The 15733-nt window shown below is 60.9% G+C and carries 15 protein-coding genes; 2 read left to right on the forward strand and 13 right to left on the reverse strand.

The genetic code is table 11. The features are described from left to right. Nucleotides 1–214: 214 nt before the first annotated feature. The 6 genes from ACFIQF_RS16555 to pyrG all read right to left on the reverse strand — a co-directional run bounded on the left by ACFIQF_RS16555 (nt 215) and on the right by pyrG (nt 5521). Nucleotides 215–493: an FtsB family cell division protein gene (locus tag ACFIQF_RS16555; RefSeq protein WP_393944551.1), complete on the reverse strand. Its 279-nt coding sequence runs from the start codon at nt 491–493 to the stop codon at nt 215–217. Between the two features lie 41 nt (nt 494–534). Then, nucleotides 535–1821 (reverse strand): phosphopyruvate hydratase, encoded by a 1287-nt coding sequence (gene eno, locus ACFIQF_RS16560; protein ID WP_393944552.1) that lies wholly within the window; start codon nt 1819–1821, stop codon nt 535–537. 18 nt (nt 1822–1839) lie between these two features. Beyond that, nucleotides 1840–2559 carry a hypothetical protein gene (locus tag ACFIQF_RS16565; protein ID WP_393944554.1) on the reverse strand — a complete coding sequence of 240 codons (720 nt, stop codon included), beginning with the start codon at nt 2557–2559 and terminating at the stop codon, nt 1840–1842. 41 nt (nt 2560–2600) lie between these two features. Continuing rightward, nucleotides 2601–2891 (reverse strand): DUF1330 domain-containing protein, encoded by a 291-nt coding sequence (locus tag ACFIQF_RS16570; RefSeq protein WP_393944556.1) that lies wholly within the window; start codon nt 2889–2891, stop codon nt 2601–2603. A 5-nt stretch (nt 2892–2896) separates the two neighbouring features. Next, nucleotides 2897–3754, reverse strand: coding sequence for a 3-deoxy-8-phosphooctulonate synthase (gene kdsA / locus ACFIQF_RS16575; protein WP_393944558.1), 858 nt, complete (start codon nt 3752–3754; stop codon nt 2897–2899). Nucleotides 3755–3865: 111 nt separating this feature from the next. Continuing rightward, nucleotides 3866–5521 carry a CTP synthase gene (gene pyrG / locus ACFIQF_RS16580; protein ID WP_393944560.1) on the reverse strand — a complete coding sequence of 552 codons (1656 nt, stop codon included), beginning with the start codon at nt 5519–5521 and terminating at the stop codon, nt 3866–3868. Nucleotides 5522–5697: 176 nt separating this feature from the next. Between pyrG and coaBC the strand changes: the two genes are divergently transcribed. Beyond that, nucleotides 5698–6909, forward strand: a complete 1212-nt coding sequence (coaBC, locus tag ACFIQF_RS16585; protein ID WP_393944561.1) for a bifunctional phosphopantothenoylcysteine decarboxylase/phosphopantothenate--cysteine ligase CoaBC — start codon at nt 5698–5700, stop codon at nt 6907–6909. Between the two features lie 115 nt (nt 6910–7024). Here the strand turns inward: coaBC and ACFIQF_RS16590 are convergent, their stop codons facing one another. Both ACFIQF_RS16590 and wrbA read right to left on the reverse strand, forming a co-directional pair. Continuing rightward, a complete protein-coding gene (locus ACFIQF_RS16590; RefSeq protein ID WP_393944563.1) occupies nt 7025–8890 on the reverse strand; it encodes an IPTL-CTERM sorting domain-containing protein in 1866 nt (621 codons plus the stop codon). Nucleotides 8891–9128: 238 nt separating this feature from the next. After that, the gene (wrbA, locus tag ACFIQF_RS16595) at nt 9129–9728 is read right to left on the reverse strand and encodes an NAD(P)H:quinone oxidoreductase (protein WP_393944565.1); all 600 of its coding nucleotides are present in this window, start codon (nt 9726–9728) and stop codon (nt 9129–9131) included. 143 nt (nt 9729–9871) lie between these two features. Between wrbA and ACFIQF_RS16600 the strand changes: the two genes are divergently transcribed. After that, nucleotides 9872–10036 carry a hypothetical protein gene (locus ACFIQF_RS16600; protein WP_393944567.1) on the forward strand — a complete coding sequence of 55 codons (165 nt, stop codon included), beginning with the start codon at nt 9872–9874 and terminating at the stop codon, nt 10034–10036. A 60-nt stretch (nt 10037–10096) separates the two neighbouring features. On the opposite strand, the gene ACFIQF_RS16605 is transcribed toward ACFIQF_RS16600, so the two are convergent. From ACFIQF_RS16605 to ACFIQF_RS16625, 5 genes are all read right to left on the reverse strand, one after another. Next, on the reverse strand, nt 10097–10891 hold the full coding sequence (locus tag ACFIQF_RS16605) for an ABC transporter ATP-binding protein (RefSeq protein WP_393944568.1): 795 nt from the start codon (nt 10889–10891) through the stop codon (nt 10097–10099). A gap of 15 nt (nt 10892–10906) precedes the next feature. After that, entirely contained in the window at nt 10907–11791 is an 885-nt protein-coding gene (locus tag ACFIQF_RS16610) for an ABC transporter permease (RefSeq protein ID WP_393944570.1), read from the reverse strand. A 115-nt stretch (nt 11792–11906) separates the two neighbouring features. Next, on the reverse strand, nt 11907–12875 hold the full coding sequence (locus ACFIQF_RS16615; protein WP_393944572.1) for an ABC transporter substrate-binding protein: 969 nt from the start codon (nt 12873–12875) through the stop codon (nt 11907–11909). A 290-nt stretch (nt 12876–13165) separates the two neighbouring features. Next, nucleotides 13166–13831 carry a lipocalin family protein gene (locus tag ACFIQF_RS16620; RefSeq protein ID WP_393944573.1) on the reverse strand — a complete coding sequence of 222 codons (666 nt, stop codon included), beginning with the start codon at nt 13829–13831 and terminating at the stop codon, nt 13166–13168. Between the two features lie 139 nt (nt 13832–13970). Further along, the gene (locus tag ACFIQF_RS16625; RefSeq protein WP_393944575.1) at nt 13971–15677 is read right to left on the reverse strand and encodes an electron transfer flavoprotein-ubiquinone oxidoreductase; all 1707 of its coding nucleotides are present in this window, start codon (nt 15675–15677) and stop codon (nt 13971–13973) included. Between the last annotated feature and the right edge of the window lie 56 nt (nt 15678–15733).

Below are 15733 nucleotides of genomic sequence, written 5' to 3' on the forward strand. Positions count from 1 at the left end.
AACAGCCAACAGCCAACAGCCAACAGCCAACAGCCAACAGCCAACAGCCAACAGCCAACAGCCAACAGCCAACAGCCTGCGGGAATAGCGCTGATTTATTCTGTCTGTTGCTGAAAGCGGGATGGGGTGTGGGGCGGTTGCAATCGCGCAGCGAGCATAAAAAAGCGCCTGACTCGCAGGCGCTTTTGGTGGTGTCGGCTTTACGCGGAGTGCATCACTTGCGCGTGTATTGCACAAACACCTCGTTGGGTTTGACCATGCCCAGTTCGTGGCGGGCTTTGGCTTCCACCATGTCCATGCCTTGCTTGAGGTCGTTCACCTCGGTCTCCAAGCGCAGGTTCTCGCGCTCGGAGGCTTGGTTTTCCACCTTTTGCTGGGCGATCTGGGCTTTGAGGTCTTTGACGTAGGGAATGCTTCCGCGTCCGCTCCACAGCTGGGCGTGGATGCTGACCAGCACGGCCAGCAACACAAAGGGGACAATGCGCGAAATCATGGAAGCAAACCTGTCAATAGGTGTTGGCTAAAGCCGCAAGCTTAACGCAAATTGTAGAAAGCCGAGCGGCCGGGGTAGACCGCCACTTCGCCCAGGTCTTCTTCGATGCGCAGCAGCTGGTTGTACTTGGCCATGCGGTCCGAGCGGCTGAGCGAGCCGGTCTTGATCTGGCCAGCGTTCAGGCCCACGGCGATGTCGGCGATGGTGCTGTCTTCGGTTTCGCCCGAGCGGTGCGAGATGACGGCGGTGTAGCCGGCGCGCTTGGCCATTTCGATGGCGGCGAAGGTTTCGCTCAGCGTACCGATCTGGTTGATCTTGATCAGGATCGAGTTGGCAATGCCTTTTTCGATGCCTTCCTTGAGGATCTTGGTGTTGGTCACGAACAGGTCGTCACCCACCAACTGCACCTTCTTGCCCAGGCGCTCGGTCAGGATCTTCCAGCCGTCCCAGTCGCCTTCGTGCATGCCGTCTTCGATCGAGATGATGGGGTACTTGTCGCACCAGGCGGCCAGCATGTCGGTCCACTGCTGGGCGTTCAGGCTGATGCCGCCTTCGCCTGCCAGCACGTATTGGCCGTCCTTGTAGAACTCCGAAGCTGCGCAGTCCAGGGCCAGGGCGATTTGCTCACCAGCGGTGTAGCCGGCCTTGTCGATGGCTTCCAGGATCAGCTGGATGGCCGCTTCGTGGTTTTCTACGGAAGGGGCAAAACCGCCTTCGTCGCCCACGGCGGTGCTGATGCCCTTGTCGTGCAGGATTTTCTTGAGCGCGTGGAACACTTCAGCGCCCCAGCGCAGCGCTTCGCGGAAGCTCGGTGCGCCCACGGGCACGATCATGAACTCTTGCAGATCGAGCGAGTTGTTGGCGTGTGCGCCGCCGTTGATGACGTTCATCATCGGCACGGGCAGTTGCACGCCAGCCATGCCGCCGAAGTAGCGGTACAGCGGCAGGCCGGCTTCTTCAGCAGCGGCGCGGGCCACGGCCATCGACACGGCCAGCATGGCGTTGGCGCCCAGGCGGCTCTTGTTGTCGGTGTTGTCCAGGTCGATCAGGGTCTTGTCCAGGAAGGCTTGCTCAGCGGCGTCCAGGCCCAGAATGGCTTCGGAGATTTCGGTGTTGATGTGCTCGACGGCCTTCAACACGCCCTTGCCCAGGTAACGGCTCTTGTCGCCGTCGCGCAGTTCGATGGCTTCGCGCGAGCCCGTGGATGCGCCGCTAGGCACAGCCGCACGGCCCATCACACCCGATTCCAGCAGCACATCGCATTCCACGGTGGGGTTGCCACGCGAGTCGAGAATTTCGCGGCCGACGATATCAACAATTGCACTCATTTACTAACTCTCCAAGGTTTATTGACTTTTCAGCGGGGTGCCATTGAGTTCACCCGATTGCAGGATTTGAGATTGGCCATTGGCAAAATCTTGACGAATCACCATTCCGCGGTGCCACCACTCAGTGGTTCCATTGACTTCGTATCGGCAAGCGGTAAAAGTGCCGGCTGGCATCGTGATACTTTCAACACCAACAAATTTAATTGAGTCGGTACGCGTATACGGTTGTGGCCCATTTCCGGACCCTGGAATAACAACTTCACGAGTTCCTTGGCCTACGTAGGTGCCAGTAGCTCCTATGGCTAATTCGGCCCGTCGATCTTCATAGGGTGGTGAGTACTTGGTCACGGTATAGGCTATGGCACCCTGTGCAGCCTCAGTGCCATATTGGGCAACGATGCCACTGGCAAGCGGCTTGATGTAACGTACTACGACTGTGTTTACAACGTTGTTATGCACCTCGATGAATTTCACCAAGTTACTGTTATTTTCATAGCTTGCATTGGTGGACTCAACCGTTCCAGAGACTGTGATGCCTCTAGAGCCTTCAAGAAACTGTAGTTGGTATTTGGCGTTTGCTTGGTAGATGCTATTGTCAAAACACAATGCTTTGTCCAAGCTGGGGACCGTGGGCTCGTTGCCGTCGTCACTCCCTCCGCCGCCACAAGCAGTCAATGCAATGCTGCAGATAGTAGCCAGAGAAATCTTCGCCAGTGTGGGTTTATTGAGTGCAGGCATAACGTTCGTCCCCTTGTAATGAAATTCAGTTATAGATATCTTTACATGCCTTCGACCAGCACCATGCGCATGATAGCGGCGCCGGCGCGGGCCTCGCGGGCCTTGCCGTATTCGGGCGAATTGTAGAAGCGGTGAGCGGCCTCGCTGTCCTTGAACTTGAGGACCACGGTGCGGCCGGGGTTCCAGTCACCCTCGATCACTTCGACCTTGCCGCCGCGCACGCAGACTTCGGCGTCGTAGGCTTGCATGGCGATGGTGCTGTACTTGCGGTATTCCTCGTACTGCTCGGGGTTGGTGACGGTGACCGAGGCGATGATGTAGGCGGATGCCATGGGTTTTATGCTCCGAAGTTGTTTTCCAGGTAGCCGTTTTTCTTGGTAACGGTATCGAGTGCCTGCAGGGTTTCGAGCAGCGCCTTCATGTGCTTGAGCGGCACGGCGTTAGGGCCGTCCGACAGCGCGCAAGGCGGGTTCGGGTGCGTTTCCATGAATACGCCGGCCACGCCCACGGCCACGGCAGCGCGGGCGAGCACAGGCACCATCTCGCGCATGCCGCCGCTGCTGGTGCCATTGCCGCCGGGCAGTTGCACGCTATGCGTGGCGTCAAACACCACGGGGGCATTGGTTTCGCGCATGATGGCGAGCGAGCGCATGTCGCTCACCAGGTTGTTGTAGCCAAAGCTGGCACCGCGTTCACAGGCCATGAAGCTGTCTTCGGGCAGGCCCACTTCCTTGGCGGCAGCGCGTGCCTTGTCGATGACATTCTTCATGTCATGCGGCGCCAGGAACTGGCCTTTTTTGATGTTGACCGGCTTGCCGCTTTGGGCGACAGCGCGGATGAAATCGGTTTGGCGGCAGAGAAAGGCCGGGGTTTGCAGCACGTCGACCACGCTGGCCACCGTGGGAATTTCTTCGGTGGTGTGCACATCGGTGAGGATGGGCACATTCAGATCTTTTTTCACCTTGGCCAGAATCTCCAGGCCTTTTTCCATGCCGGGGCCGCGAAAGCTGGCGCCCGACGAGCGGTTGGCCTTGTCGTAGCTGCTTTTGAAGATGAAGGGGATGCCCAGCGCGGCCGTCATCTCTTTGAGCTGGCCAGCCACATCCATTTGCAATTGCTCGGACTCGACCACGCAGGGGCCGGCAATCAAGAAGAAGGGCTGATCGAGCCCGATGTCAAATCCGCACAATTGCATGGATGCTTCCTTTGCAGGGGGAAAAAGTGGCGCCATGAAAAACTGCTGTGCCGCTGAGTGCTGTGTTTTTCATAGCGCCTGACGCTTGCTGTTGATAGCGTTGCGTTGATTTTACTTGGATGTGAGCGCCTTGCGTTCCATGGCCGCCTTGATGAAGGCGTTGAACAGCGGATGGCCGGCCCAAGGGGTGGACTTGAACTCGGGGTGGAACTGCACGCCGATGAACCAGGGGTGCACCTTGGCGGGCAGTTCGACGATTTCGGTCAGGTGCTCGCGCTGGGTCAGCGCCGAGATCACCAGGCCGGCCTTGCGCAGCTGGTCCAGGTACTGGGTGTTGGCTTCGTAGCGGTGGCGGTGGCGCTCGGTCACCACATCACCGTAGATGCTGTGCGCCAGCGTGCCCTTTTGCACGTCGGACGACTGCGCGCCCAGGCGCATGGTGCCGCCCAGATCGGAGTTTTCGTCGCGCGTCTTGATGGTGCCGTCGGCATCTTTCCACTCGGTGATCAGCGCGATCACGGGGTTGGGCGTCTGGCGGTCGAACTCGGTGGAGTTGGCGTTGTCCAGGCCGGCCACGTGGCGAGCGTATTCAATGGTGGCCACCTGCATGCCCAGGCAGATGCCCAGATAAGGCACCTTGCTTTCGCGGGCGTACTTGGCGGTGGAAATTTTGCCTTCGACACCGCGCGAGCCAAAGCCGCCGGGAACCAGAATACCGTCGTAGCTCTTCAAGAGCTCGGCCGCATCCTTGTCATCGACGGTTTCCGAATCCAGGTGCGTGATCTTGACGCGCACATGGTTTTGCATGCCGGCGTGCTTGAGTGCTTCGTTGACCGACTTGTAGGCGTCGGACAGTTCCACATACTTGCCCACCATGGCGATCGACACCTCACCCTTGGGGTGCTCGGTTTCGTACACCAGATCGTCCCAGCGCTTGAGGTTGGCGGGCGGCGTGTTCAGGCGCAGCTTGTCGCAGATCAGGCCGTCCAGACCTTGCTCGTGCAGCATGCGGGGCACCTTGTAGATGGTGTCCACATCCCACATGCTGATCACGCCCCAGGATTGCACGTTGGTGAACAGCGAGATCTTGTCGCGCTCTTCCTCAGGGACGGCGTGTTGCGCGCGGCACAGCAGCGCATCGGGCTGGATACCGATTTCGCGCAGCTTTTGCACCGTGTGCTGGGTAGGCTTGGTCTTGAGCTCGCCGGCTGCCGCGATGTAGGGCAGGTAGGTGAGGTGCACAAAGGCCGAGTTGTTGGGGCCAAGCTTGAGCGAGAGCTGGCGCACGGCTTCGAGGAAGGGCAGCGATTCGATGTCGCCGACGGTGCCGCCGATTTCGCAGATGGCGACATCGACTGCGTGGTCGGTGCCAATGCCGGCGCCGCGCTTCACGTACTCTTGGATCTCGTTGGTGATGTGGGGGATGACCTGCACGGTCTTGCCCAGGTAATCACCGCGACGCTCTTTTTCGAGCACGCTTTGGTAGATGCGGCCGGTGGTGAAGTTGTTGGTCTGGCGCATGCGCGTTTCGATGAAACGCTCGTAGTGGCCCAGGTCCAGATCGGTTTCGGCACCATCGTCGGTGACAAACACTTCGCCGTGCTGGAACGGGGACATGGTGCCTGGATCGACGTTGATGTAGGGATCCAGCTTGATCAGGGTGACTTTGAGTCCGCGCGATTCCAAAATCGCTGCAAGGGAGGCTGAGGCGATTCCCTTACCGAGGGAAGACACCACACCGCCAGTGACGAAGACAAATTTGGTCATGTCTTTTAGGGAGGTGGGAAATTCTGATTATAAATGCCTGTTTCCACCCGGCGCGCAAGCAGCCAATAATGGGCCACAAAGCGCACGGGTTTGGTGTGTGCAGACCGCGCCATTTTGTGTAGCCCATGCGCCTGCGCAGCAGCGAGCGGCCTGATGGCTCTGCTACATTGGCGGGCATGAACCAGCTCCATGGAAAACATATCGTCCTCGGCCTGTCGGGCGGGGTGGCAGCCTTCAAATCGGCCGAGCTGTGCCGGCGCCTCATCAAGGCGGGCGCGACAGTGCAGGTGGTGATGACCGAAGCGGCCACGCAGTTCATGACGCCGGTCACCATGCAGGCCTTGTCGAACCGGCCGGTCTATGTATCGCAGTGGGACGAGCGCGAGCACAACAACATGCCGCACATCAACCTCAGCCGCGAGGCCGATGCGATTGTGGTAGCCCCTTGCAGCGCCGATTTTCTTGCCCGCCTGGTGCAAGGCCGCGCCGATGAACTGCTCAGCCTGTTGTGCCTGGCGCGGCCCATGGACAAAGTGCCCTTGATTCTGGCCCCGGCCATGAACCGCGAGATGTGGGCTCACCCGGCCACGCAGCGCAACCTGCGCCAGGTGCAGGCCGATGGCGCGCATGTGCTGGGCGTGGGCTTTGGCGACCAGGCTTGTGGCGAAACCGGCGACGGGCGCATGCTCGAAGCGGCCGAGATCGAGGAAGAACTGGAGAACTTTTTTGCCGCCAAATCGCTGGCTGGCAAAAAGCTGCTGATCACCGCCGGCCCTACGTTTGAAGCCATCGATCCGGTGCGCGGCATCACCAATCTGTCCAGCGGCAAGATGGGTTTCTCTATCGCCCGCGCTGCCCAGGCTGCTGGTGCCAGCGTCACCTTGGTGGCCGGCCCGGTGCATTTGCCCACGCCGCGTGGCGTGCGCCGCGTCAATGTGCAATCGGCGCAGAACATGCTTGATGCGGTGCTGGCGCATGTGGAGGGCGCAGATATCTTTATTGCTACCGCTGCCGTGGCCGATTGGCGCCCGGCGCATTCGGCCGAGCAAAAAATCAAAAAGGACGGCAGCGGCCAGGTGCCGCAACTGGCCTTTGTGGAGAACCCCGATATTCTCGCCACCGTCGCCCAGCTGCCGCAGGCCAAAACGGGCGCGCTGTACTGTGTGGGCTTTGCGGCAGAGAGCGAAAATCTGCTGGCTAATGCCCAGGCCAAGCGCTTGCGCAAGCAGATTCCGCTGCTGGTGGGAAATATCGGCCCCGCCACTTTTGGCAAGGACGACAACGCCTTGCTGCTGGTCGATGCCCATGGCCACCGCGAACTGCCGCACGCCAGCAAAACCGTGCTGGCCGAGCAACTGGTGCAAGAGATTGCGCAGCGTTTGGACTGAGGTCACCAACCTGCGCTGAAACGGCGCAGCCATATAAATGGAGCATAAGGCTCGGCCTTATGCTCCGCAGAGCGGGCCAGTGGCGGGCCCGCTTTCTCTCTCTCCCTCTAGCAGCTTATTCCGAGACCTTGCGCTTGCGCAGCCGCATGGCCGCCAAGCCCGCCAGCACGGTAGCCATCAAGGCCAGCGTCCATTCGCTCAGCGTTGGCACAGGCGTAGCGCCAACGACAGGTGGCGGCGTGGTTGTTGCGGCCATCGCCAGCGTGACGTTGAAGCTGGTATTGCCGGATGCAGGCGTCACCGTTGATGGCAACCATTCATAACCAGTGGGCAAGGGCAGGTTCGGCGTTGCGGAGGCCAGCGTTGGCGTGCAGGTGGAACCTGCTGGCACCGTGGGTTGTGTGGAGCTGCTGAGCGTGCCGTTGGCAGTAATCGTCAGGTCAACAGTGGCTGGCACCGCTGCGGCCGGTGTGCAGTTGAGCGTGAGCGTCACCGTTTGGCCCACCAGGCTGGCGGGGAGTGTGCTGGGGCCGCCGGTGACCGAGCCGCTGACGGTCAGGGTTTTTTGCGCAATCGGTGCCATCACCAGCGTCACGGCAAAGGCGTTGCTGCCATTGGCTGCGCCGCTGGCGCTTTGCCATTCGTAGCCCGCAGGTGCTGCGGGAAGCTGGCTGATCGGGTCAACCGTAATGGCCGAGCAAGTGGTGCCTGCAGGCACTTCGGTGGCCGGGGCAGCTGTCAGTTGGCCGTTGGCGTCGATCAGCAATTGGCCGCTGGCTGGTGTTGCGGCGCCGGGCGAGCAACTCAGGCTGTAGTTCACGCTCTGGCCAGCCAAGCTGGCAGGGAAGGGCGTAGGCGCACCTTGTACCGTGCCGGTAATGGCCAGATCGTTGTCCTGAATCTCCACCGCCGCCGTGCCCGTGGTGATGGTAGCGAACTGCGCTGGCAGCGCGCTGCTGTCAATGCTGAGCGTTGCTGTTGCATTGCCATCGCCCGCCACGGTGTTAGGCGTTGCGGTAATGGTGCAACTGTTGCTGGTGTCCGATCCGGCGGGAATGGTCAGCGAAGCGCCGCAATCGCTGCTATAGCGCGCCGAGGCGGGCAGGGCGCTGAGCGGTATGTCCAGAGCGCTCACCACTGGTGAATCCGACACCACTTTGCACTCTGCCACTTGGTTGGCTGCATCGGTCAGCGGGCTGGGTTGGCATTGCAGCGAGATTTTGGGCAGGTTGTAGCCAACCGTCAGGCCCACGCCGTCGCTGCCGTTGAAAGTGCCTGTCAGCTTGATTTCGTTATACGTTCCGGTGAGTTGCAAGGTGGCGCAAGCCTTGCTCGGCTTCTTGCTCGGGTCGATGCTGGGGTAGTTCATGTACTGCGAGCAGCCTTCGGTAACGGCTCCCCAAGTTCCATTGACCGGCCCGGTATTGCTGTTGCTCAGGATAGTGCCCGAGAACGCTGCTGCTGGGTTGAGGGCGGTGGCAGCAATGGCGACGCTCGAACCAGAAGCAGTTTGGGTATTGGCGAAGTCCAAGCGAGAATGCGGCTCTAAGCTGTAGATCAGCACGATGGGATCTTTGACCGGGGCCAGAAATTGCACTGTGGTTTGGCTACCGGTGGAGCCAGAGATCATCACCACTTGGCTGCGTGCAGCAGCGGCGGAGGCAGGGTAGACCTTGGCGTTGTTAGGCTCTATGGCGTTGGGCGGGGCGTGCGGTGATGTGCCGGTGGCATTGTTGTCCCAGATGTGGGAGTACAGGCTGGGATGCACAGGGTCAAGGTGCAGCAGATCAGGCCCGGTGGTGGCCGTATAGGTAACGCCAACAGTTCCAACCATGCCTGTCAGCTTTGCTGCACTATCGCCGTAAACAGGTGTTGTGATCTCCGTCCAGACTTCTTCCGCCTGGGCGCTGCCCAGGGCAAGCAACAGGCCCAGCGCAGCAAGGCGGGCTCCAGTTTGGTTGTAGGGCTTGGTGTAAGGCATGGCAGGTTCCTCCAACTTCTGATTGCCAGCCTCGCTGCAATGAGGCTTATGTTTTGTAAAAACTATTGATGAATTGAATCAAATAGCGCAAAACATGCATTGCTCATAAGTGCAGTGGCATTGCCTATAAGTGCAGTGTTGTATTGGTGATAACCCGGGTTCTTGCCTTGCGCGCGCAAAAAAACCGCCCGCCAGTCTTGCAACTGGGCGGGCGGTGGTGGTCTGGAGTGTGGGCGGATCAGGCCTTGAGCTTGGCGGTCAGCGTGGCGACCTTGGCGCCTTGGGCGAAGGCCAGTTCCAGCTCGGGAGCGCTAGGCTGGCGCGAGCCATCAGCACCGGCCACGGTGGCAGCGCCGTAAGGCGAGCCGCCCTTGACTTGCGACAGGTCGAACTGCGAGGCCACGGGGAAGCCGGCAGGCACGATCACCATGCCGTGGTGGGCCAGGGTGTTCCAGAACGAGGTGATCGTGGTTTCCTGGCCGCCCAGCGTGCCGGTAGAGGTGAAAACGCTGCCCACCTTGCCGGCCAGCGCGCCCTTGGCCCACAGGCCGCCGGTCTGGTCGAGGAAGGTGCGCATCTGGCCCGTCATATTGCCAAAGCGGGTGGGCGTGCCAAAGATGATGGCGTCGTACTCGGCCAGCTCGGCCGGCGTTGCCACGGCGGCGGCTTGCTCAGCCTTGCCGCCGGCGGCCTTGAAAGCTTCGGCAGGCATGGTCTCTGGCACACGCTTGATGGTCAGTTCAACGCCAGCGACGCTCTTGGCGCCTTCGGCAATCTTGGCTGCCAGGGTTTCGATGTGACCGTACATGGAATGGTAGAGAACCAGAACTTTAGCCATGGTGAATATCCTTTTACTGGGTGGGTTGGCGGATGCCAGTGCGTGGTCACCACATGGCTGGCCGGAATGGCTGGCCGGGTGACTGTGGCGCCCTGAGACCAAAATGTACCCGCTCGCCGTGTCAGCCAGGAGCGCAAGTTTTGATGGCTCCGTTGCAAAAATTTGAACAAGTGTTTGCACAGGCTGCAGATACGCCGGTATTCAAGAAAGCTGGAATCGAAAGTAGGGCAATGATTGTTGAAGATGTGAAGCTATTAATAGCGACATATGTTGCGCTGTTTGAATCCGGGCGTGCCGGGAACAGGTAAAAAATGCGGTTGGTGCTCGACTGGCACCAACCGCTACGGGCGCATAAGGAGGTTTGCCGCTCAGCTCAACAGCAAAGCATCGTCGGCGAGCTTTTCGCCACGCACTTTTTCGAACATTTGAAGCAGATCGGGCACGTCCATTTGGGCGCGCTCTTCGCCGCTCACGTCCAGCACCACCTGGCCCTGGTGCAGCATGACGGTGCGGCTGCCCACGTCGAGCGCCTGGCGCATGCTGTGCGTCACCATCATGGTGGTCAGCTGGCCTTCTTCCACGATGCGGGCGGTGAGCTTGAGCACGAAATCAGCGGTGCGCGGGTCGAGCGCGGCGGTGTGCTCGTCGAGCAGCAGAATGCGCGAAGGCTGCAGCGCAGCCATCAGCAGGCTGACGGCCTGGCGCTGGCCGCCCGAGAGCAGGCCGATGCGGTCGGTCAGGCGGTTTTCCAGACCCAGGCCCAAGGTGGCCAGGCGCTCGCGGTAGAGCTCGCGGTTGGCTTTTTTCACGGCGTTGCGCAGGCCACGGAAGTTGCCGCGCTCGTGCGCCAAGGCCATGTTTTCTTCGATCGACAGGTCTTCGCAGGTGCCGGCCATCGGGTCCTGGAAAACGCGCGAGACTTTGCGCGCACGGTCCCAGACGGGTTTGCGCGTCATGTCTTCACCGTCGATGACGATGCTGCCCGAATCCACCATCAAGTCGCCCGAGATGGCGTTCAGAAAGGTGGATTTGCCCGCGCCGTTGGAGCCAATGACGGTGACGAACTGGCCGGCCGGGATCTCCAGCGTCATGCCGCGCAGGGCGCGGGTTTCGATCGGGGTGCCGGGGTTGAAGGTGATCTTGAGGTCTTTTGCGCTCAGCATTTCTCTCTCTCCTTATCAGTGCTTTTTCGCAAAACGACGTTTGAGCTGCGGAATGACCAGCGCAAAGGTCACCAGCAGGGCGGTGACCAGGTTCAGGTCTTGCGCCTTCAGGCCGATGAAGTCGCTGTTCAGCGCCAGCGCGATGAAGAAGCGGTAGACGATGGCGCCAATCACCACGGCCAGCGTGGCCAGAATCAGCTTGCGCGACGGCAGGATGGATTCGCCCACGATCACCGCCGCCAGGCCGATGACGATGGTGCCGATGCCCATGGAGCTGTCGGCGCCGCCCTGGGTTTGGGCAAACAGTGCGCCGGCCAGGCCGACCAGGGCGTTCGAGACGGCCATGCCCAGCAAGATCATGCCGCCGGTGTTCACGCCTTGGGCGCGTGCCATGCGGGCGTTGGTGCCGGTGGCACGAATCGCCAGGCCGCGTTCGGTCAGGAAAAACCAATCCATGGCCAGCTTGGCGCCGATGACGATCACCGCCAGCAGCAGCGGGCGGAACACGTAGTCTTCCATGCCGGCAGGCTGCATTTGGTTGAAGAGCGTGGGGTCGTTGATCAGCGGCACATTGGGGCCGCCCATGATGCGCAGGTTCACCGAGTACAGCGCAATCATCATCAGGATCGAGGCAAGCAGATCCATGATCTTGAGCTTGACGTTGAGCCAGCCGGTGACCAGGCCCGCTGCGGCACCCGCCAAGGTGGCGCCAATGGTGGCTACCAGCGGGCTGTAGCCGCTGGTAATGAGCACCGCGCAGACCGCACCACCCAGGGGAAAGCTGCCGTCGACCGTGAGATCGGGGAAACGCAGCAGGCGAAAGGAGATGAACACACCGAGCGCGACCAGCGCAAAGATCAGGCCGATCTCGATGGCTCCCAGAAATGAAAATAATGTCATGGCTTGGGTTTATCTAAGAGGTGGTTAGATAACAAACAAGCCCCGCTTCTGGCGGGGCTGCGTGGTGTCATTGCCGGGCTGCACGGTCGGTACCGCCGCGGGCAACGGGCGGTGCTTACTGCACCACTTTGGCGGCCGACTTGACCAGCTCGTCGCTCAGCTTGACGCCTTGCTTCTCGGCAGCCGTGGGGTTCACGTGCAGTTCCATCTTGGTGGAGACTTCGGTCTTGATGTCGCCGGGCTTCTCACCCTTGAGGATGCGCGCCACCATGCGGCCGGTTTGCTCGCCCAGATCGCGGTAGTTGATGCCCAGGGCAGCCACGGCGCCACGGGCGACCGAGTCGGTGTCCGAGGCCACCAGCGGCAGCTTGGAATCCTGGCCGACCTTGACCAGCGCTTCGTACGAAGACACCACGTTGTTGTCGGTGTTGGTGTAGATCACGTCGACCTTGCCGACCAGCGAACGGGCGGCGCTCGAGACGTCCACCGAGCGGGGCGCAGCGGCTTCCACCAGGGTCATGCCCAGCTTGGGCAGCAGTTCTTTGAGTTCTTTCACGACCACGGCGGAGTTGGCTTCACCGGGGTTGTAGACCATGCCCACGCGCTTGGCGTTGGGAACGACCTTTTTCACCAGCTCCATCTGCTTGTCCAGGGCCAGCAGGTCGGACACGCCGGTGACGTTGTTCTTCGAAGGCTCCCAGCTGGCCACCAGCTTGGCAGCAACCGGGTCGGTCACGGCGGAGAACACCACGGGCACGGTCTTGGTGGCGGCCACCACGGCTTGGGCCGATGGCGTGGCGATGGCAACGATGGCGTCGGGCTTGTCACCCACAAACTTGCGGGCGATTTGCGCAGCGGTGCCAGGGTTGCCCTGGGCGCTTTGGTACTGCCACTTCAGGTTCTTGCCTTCTTCAAAGCCTTCGGTCTTGAGCGCCGCCTTGACGCCGTCGCGCACCGCATCCAGCGCAGGGTGCTCGACGATGGCCGTCACGGCAACCGACTTCTGATCGGCAGCTTGCGCTGGTGCGATCGCTGCGATTGCCAGTGCCATTGCGCCCAGAGGGGCCCATGCCAAGTTCTTCATTCGTGTATCTCCGCCAAATTTGTTGAATGTTGCTAGCAGCAGCGCCAGCGTAGATGGGCGTTGCCAACAGGTAGCAGAAGTCTACACCCCAGTTAGCGCGGGATGGCGTTTTTTGTCTATGGGATTGCCCTAGTTGCAGCAGTTGGCAAAAAATGAAAGTTCTGTTGCGATGTTTGCAGATGTCTTGCAGTTAAACTGCGTGCTATTGGCTTGCGCGCAAAATAATTTACCCCTGCGGGCCAAAAAGTGCAGGCCAGGCAGGAAAACTGTGCAGCGCGGGCCGCGCAGGCTCAGAAGCTGGTTTCTGCTGCTGCCCAGTGCAAAGGCTCGCTGCTGCTGTGCAGTTTCTGGGCGAGCTTGTCCAAGGCGCGGCGGGTTTCTGGCGCCACGTCGTTGCTGCGCGACAGTATGAACAAAGCGCCTGGCGTCGGGCCTTTGACGATGGCCCATTGGTAGCGCGGGTCCAGGGCCAGCAGCTCAAAGGTGACGGCAAACGGCCCAAAGCGCGGCACGCGGAAAGTCACGGGCAGCGGCATGCGTTGGTGGCTGGCAAAGGTGTTGCCTTGGCGGTCGATCGGCTCCATATAGTCTTCCACCCGGTCCCAGCGGTTGCTCATGGGCAGGTACGAGGTGTAGATGGCGCGCACCGTGCCGTCGTAGCGCTGCATCAGCTCAAAACGCTCTCGGGTGTGGATCTCTTCTTTGGGCCTGTCGATTTTGGCGACCTTGTACCACAGGCCCATGTAGCGTTCGAGCTCCAGATGGGTGGCCGAGGCCAGCTTCAGCTCCACCGCTGGCGCTGACCTCGTGGGCGCGTGGACCGAGCCCGCGGCTTGCACGCCTGCCTGCCAGCCCAGGCCCAAGGCGGCGCCCAGCAGCAAGCGCCCGCCCAGCCGCTGAGCAGCTGCAGGCAGCAGGCCCGGGCAGATGAGAAGGCGATGGCAAAGGCGCAACATGGGGCCGATTGTGGGGTGGCTGGGTGGGCGCGGCTTGTCGGCTAACACCGGCAAATCTGGCGCTCAAACGTATTTTTGATATGGCTCAGAGACGCCAAAAACGAAAAATGGCCGTTGCCGGCCATGGGGGTTGTGGAGTTTACATGCCGGCGTAGTTCGGGCCGCCACCGCCTTCGGGTGTGACCCAGACGATGTTTTGCGTCGGGTCCTTGATATCGCAGGTTTTGCAATGCACGCAGTTTTGCGCATTGATCTGCAGGCGCTGGGCGTTGCCGCCTTTTTCCTCGTCGGCGACAAACTCGTACACGCCGGCCGGGCAGTAGCGGCTCTCAGGCCCGGCAAACTTGGCCAGGTTCACGTTCACCGGCACCGAGGCGTCTTTGAGCGTGAGGTGGGCGGGCTGGTTTTCGGCGTGGTTGGTGTTGCTGATGAAGACGCTGGAGAGGCGGTCGAAAGTCAGCTTGCCATCGGGCTTGGGGTAATCGATGGGCTTGCACTCGGCCGCGGGCTTCAAGTAAGCATGGTCGGGCTTGTCGCGGTGCAGCGTCCAGGGGATATTGCCGCGCAGCACGAACTGCTCGAGGCCGTTCATGATGGAGGCGGTGACCAGGCCCTTCTTGAACCAGCTCTTGAAGTTGCGGCTCTTGTTGAGCTCTTCGTACAGCCAGCTCTTTTCGAAGGCGGCCGGGTAGGCGCTCAGCTCGTCGCCCTGGCGGCCGGCCACGATGGCGTCGTACGCCGCTTCAGCGGCCAGCATGCCGGTCTTGATGGCGGCGTGGCTGCCCTTGATGCGGCTCACGTTCAAAAAGCCCGCATCGCAACCGACCAGTGCGCCACCAGGGAACACGGTCTTGGGCAGGCTCATCAGACCACCGGCGGTAATGGCGCGTGCACCGTAGCCAATGCGCTTGGCCGGCTTGATGCCCTTGGACTCGTCGCCTTCCAGGTAGTAGCGGATATTGGGGTGGGTTTTCCAACGCTGCATCTCTTCAAACGGCGAGAGGTAGGGGTTGGAGTAATCGAGGCCGGTGATAAAGCCCAGCGTGACCTTGTTGTCGTCCAGGTGGTAGAGGAAAGCGCCACCGTAGGTGTCATTGTTCATCGGCCAGCCGGCGGTGTGCATGACAAAACCGGGTTGGTGGCGCTGCGGGTCGATCTCCCACAATTCCTTGACGCCAATACCGTAGGTTTGCGGGTCTTTGCCCTCGTCCAGCTTGTACTTGGCGATCAGCTGCTTGCCCAGGTTGCCGCGTGCGCCCTCGGCAAAAATCGTGTACTTGCCATGCAGCTCCATGCCCAGCTGGAACTCGTCGGTGGGTTCACCGTCTTTGCCCACGCCCATGTTGCCGGTGGCCACGCCCTTGACCGAGCCGTCTTCGTTGTACACCACTTCGGCAGCGGCGAAGCCGGGGAAGATTTCCACGCCCAGGGCTTCGGCCTGCTCGGCCAGCCACTTGACGACAAAGCCCAGCTGCACGATGTAATTGCCTTCGTTGTGAAAGCAGGGTGGCAGCAGCCAGTTGGGCGTGCGCAGACCGGATTTTTCTGACAGAAAAACCATCGCGTCTTCGGTCACCGGCTGGTTCAGCGGCGCGCCTTTTTCTTTCCAATCGGGGATCAGCTCGGTCAGTGCGCGCGGGTCCATGATGGCGCCCGAGAGCGTGTGCGCGCCGGGCTCGGAGCCTTTTTCCAGCACCACGACGGAGACGTCCGTGCCTTTTTCCGCGGCCAATTGCTTCAAACGGATGGCCGTGGCCAGGCCGCCGGGGCCGCCACCGACGATCACAACGTCGTATTCCATCGACTCGCGGGGGCCAAACTGGGCCAGTATCTCTTCCTTGGTCATCGGGGCTCCGTGTACGTATGTATGATTCTTAAAAAGGCAAACCAGACCGCCGGCCA

Origin of the sequence: Comamonas trifloxystrobinivorans, from assembly GCF_043359985.1 — a bacterium.
Classification (GTDB): Bacteria; Pseudomonadota; Gammaproteobacteria; order Burkholderiales; family Burkholderiaceae_C; genus Comamonas; species Comamonas trifloxystrobinivorans.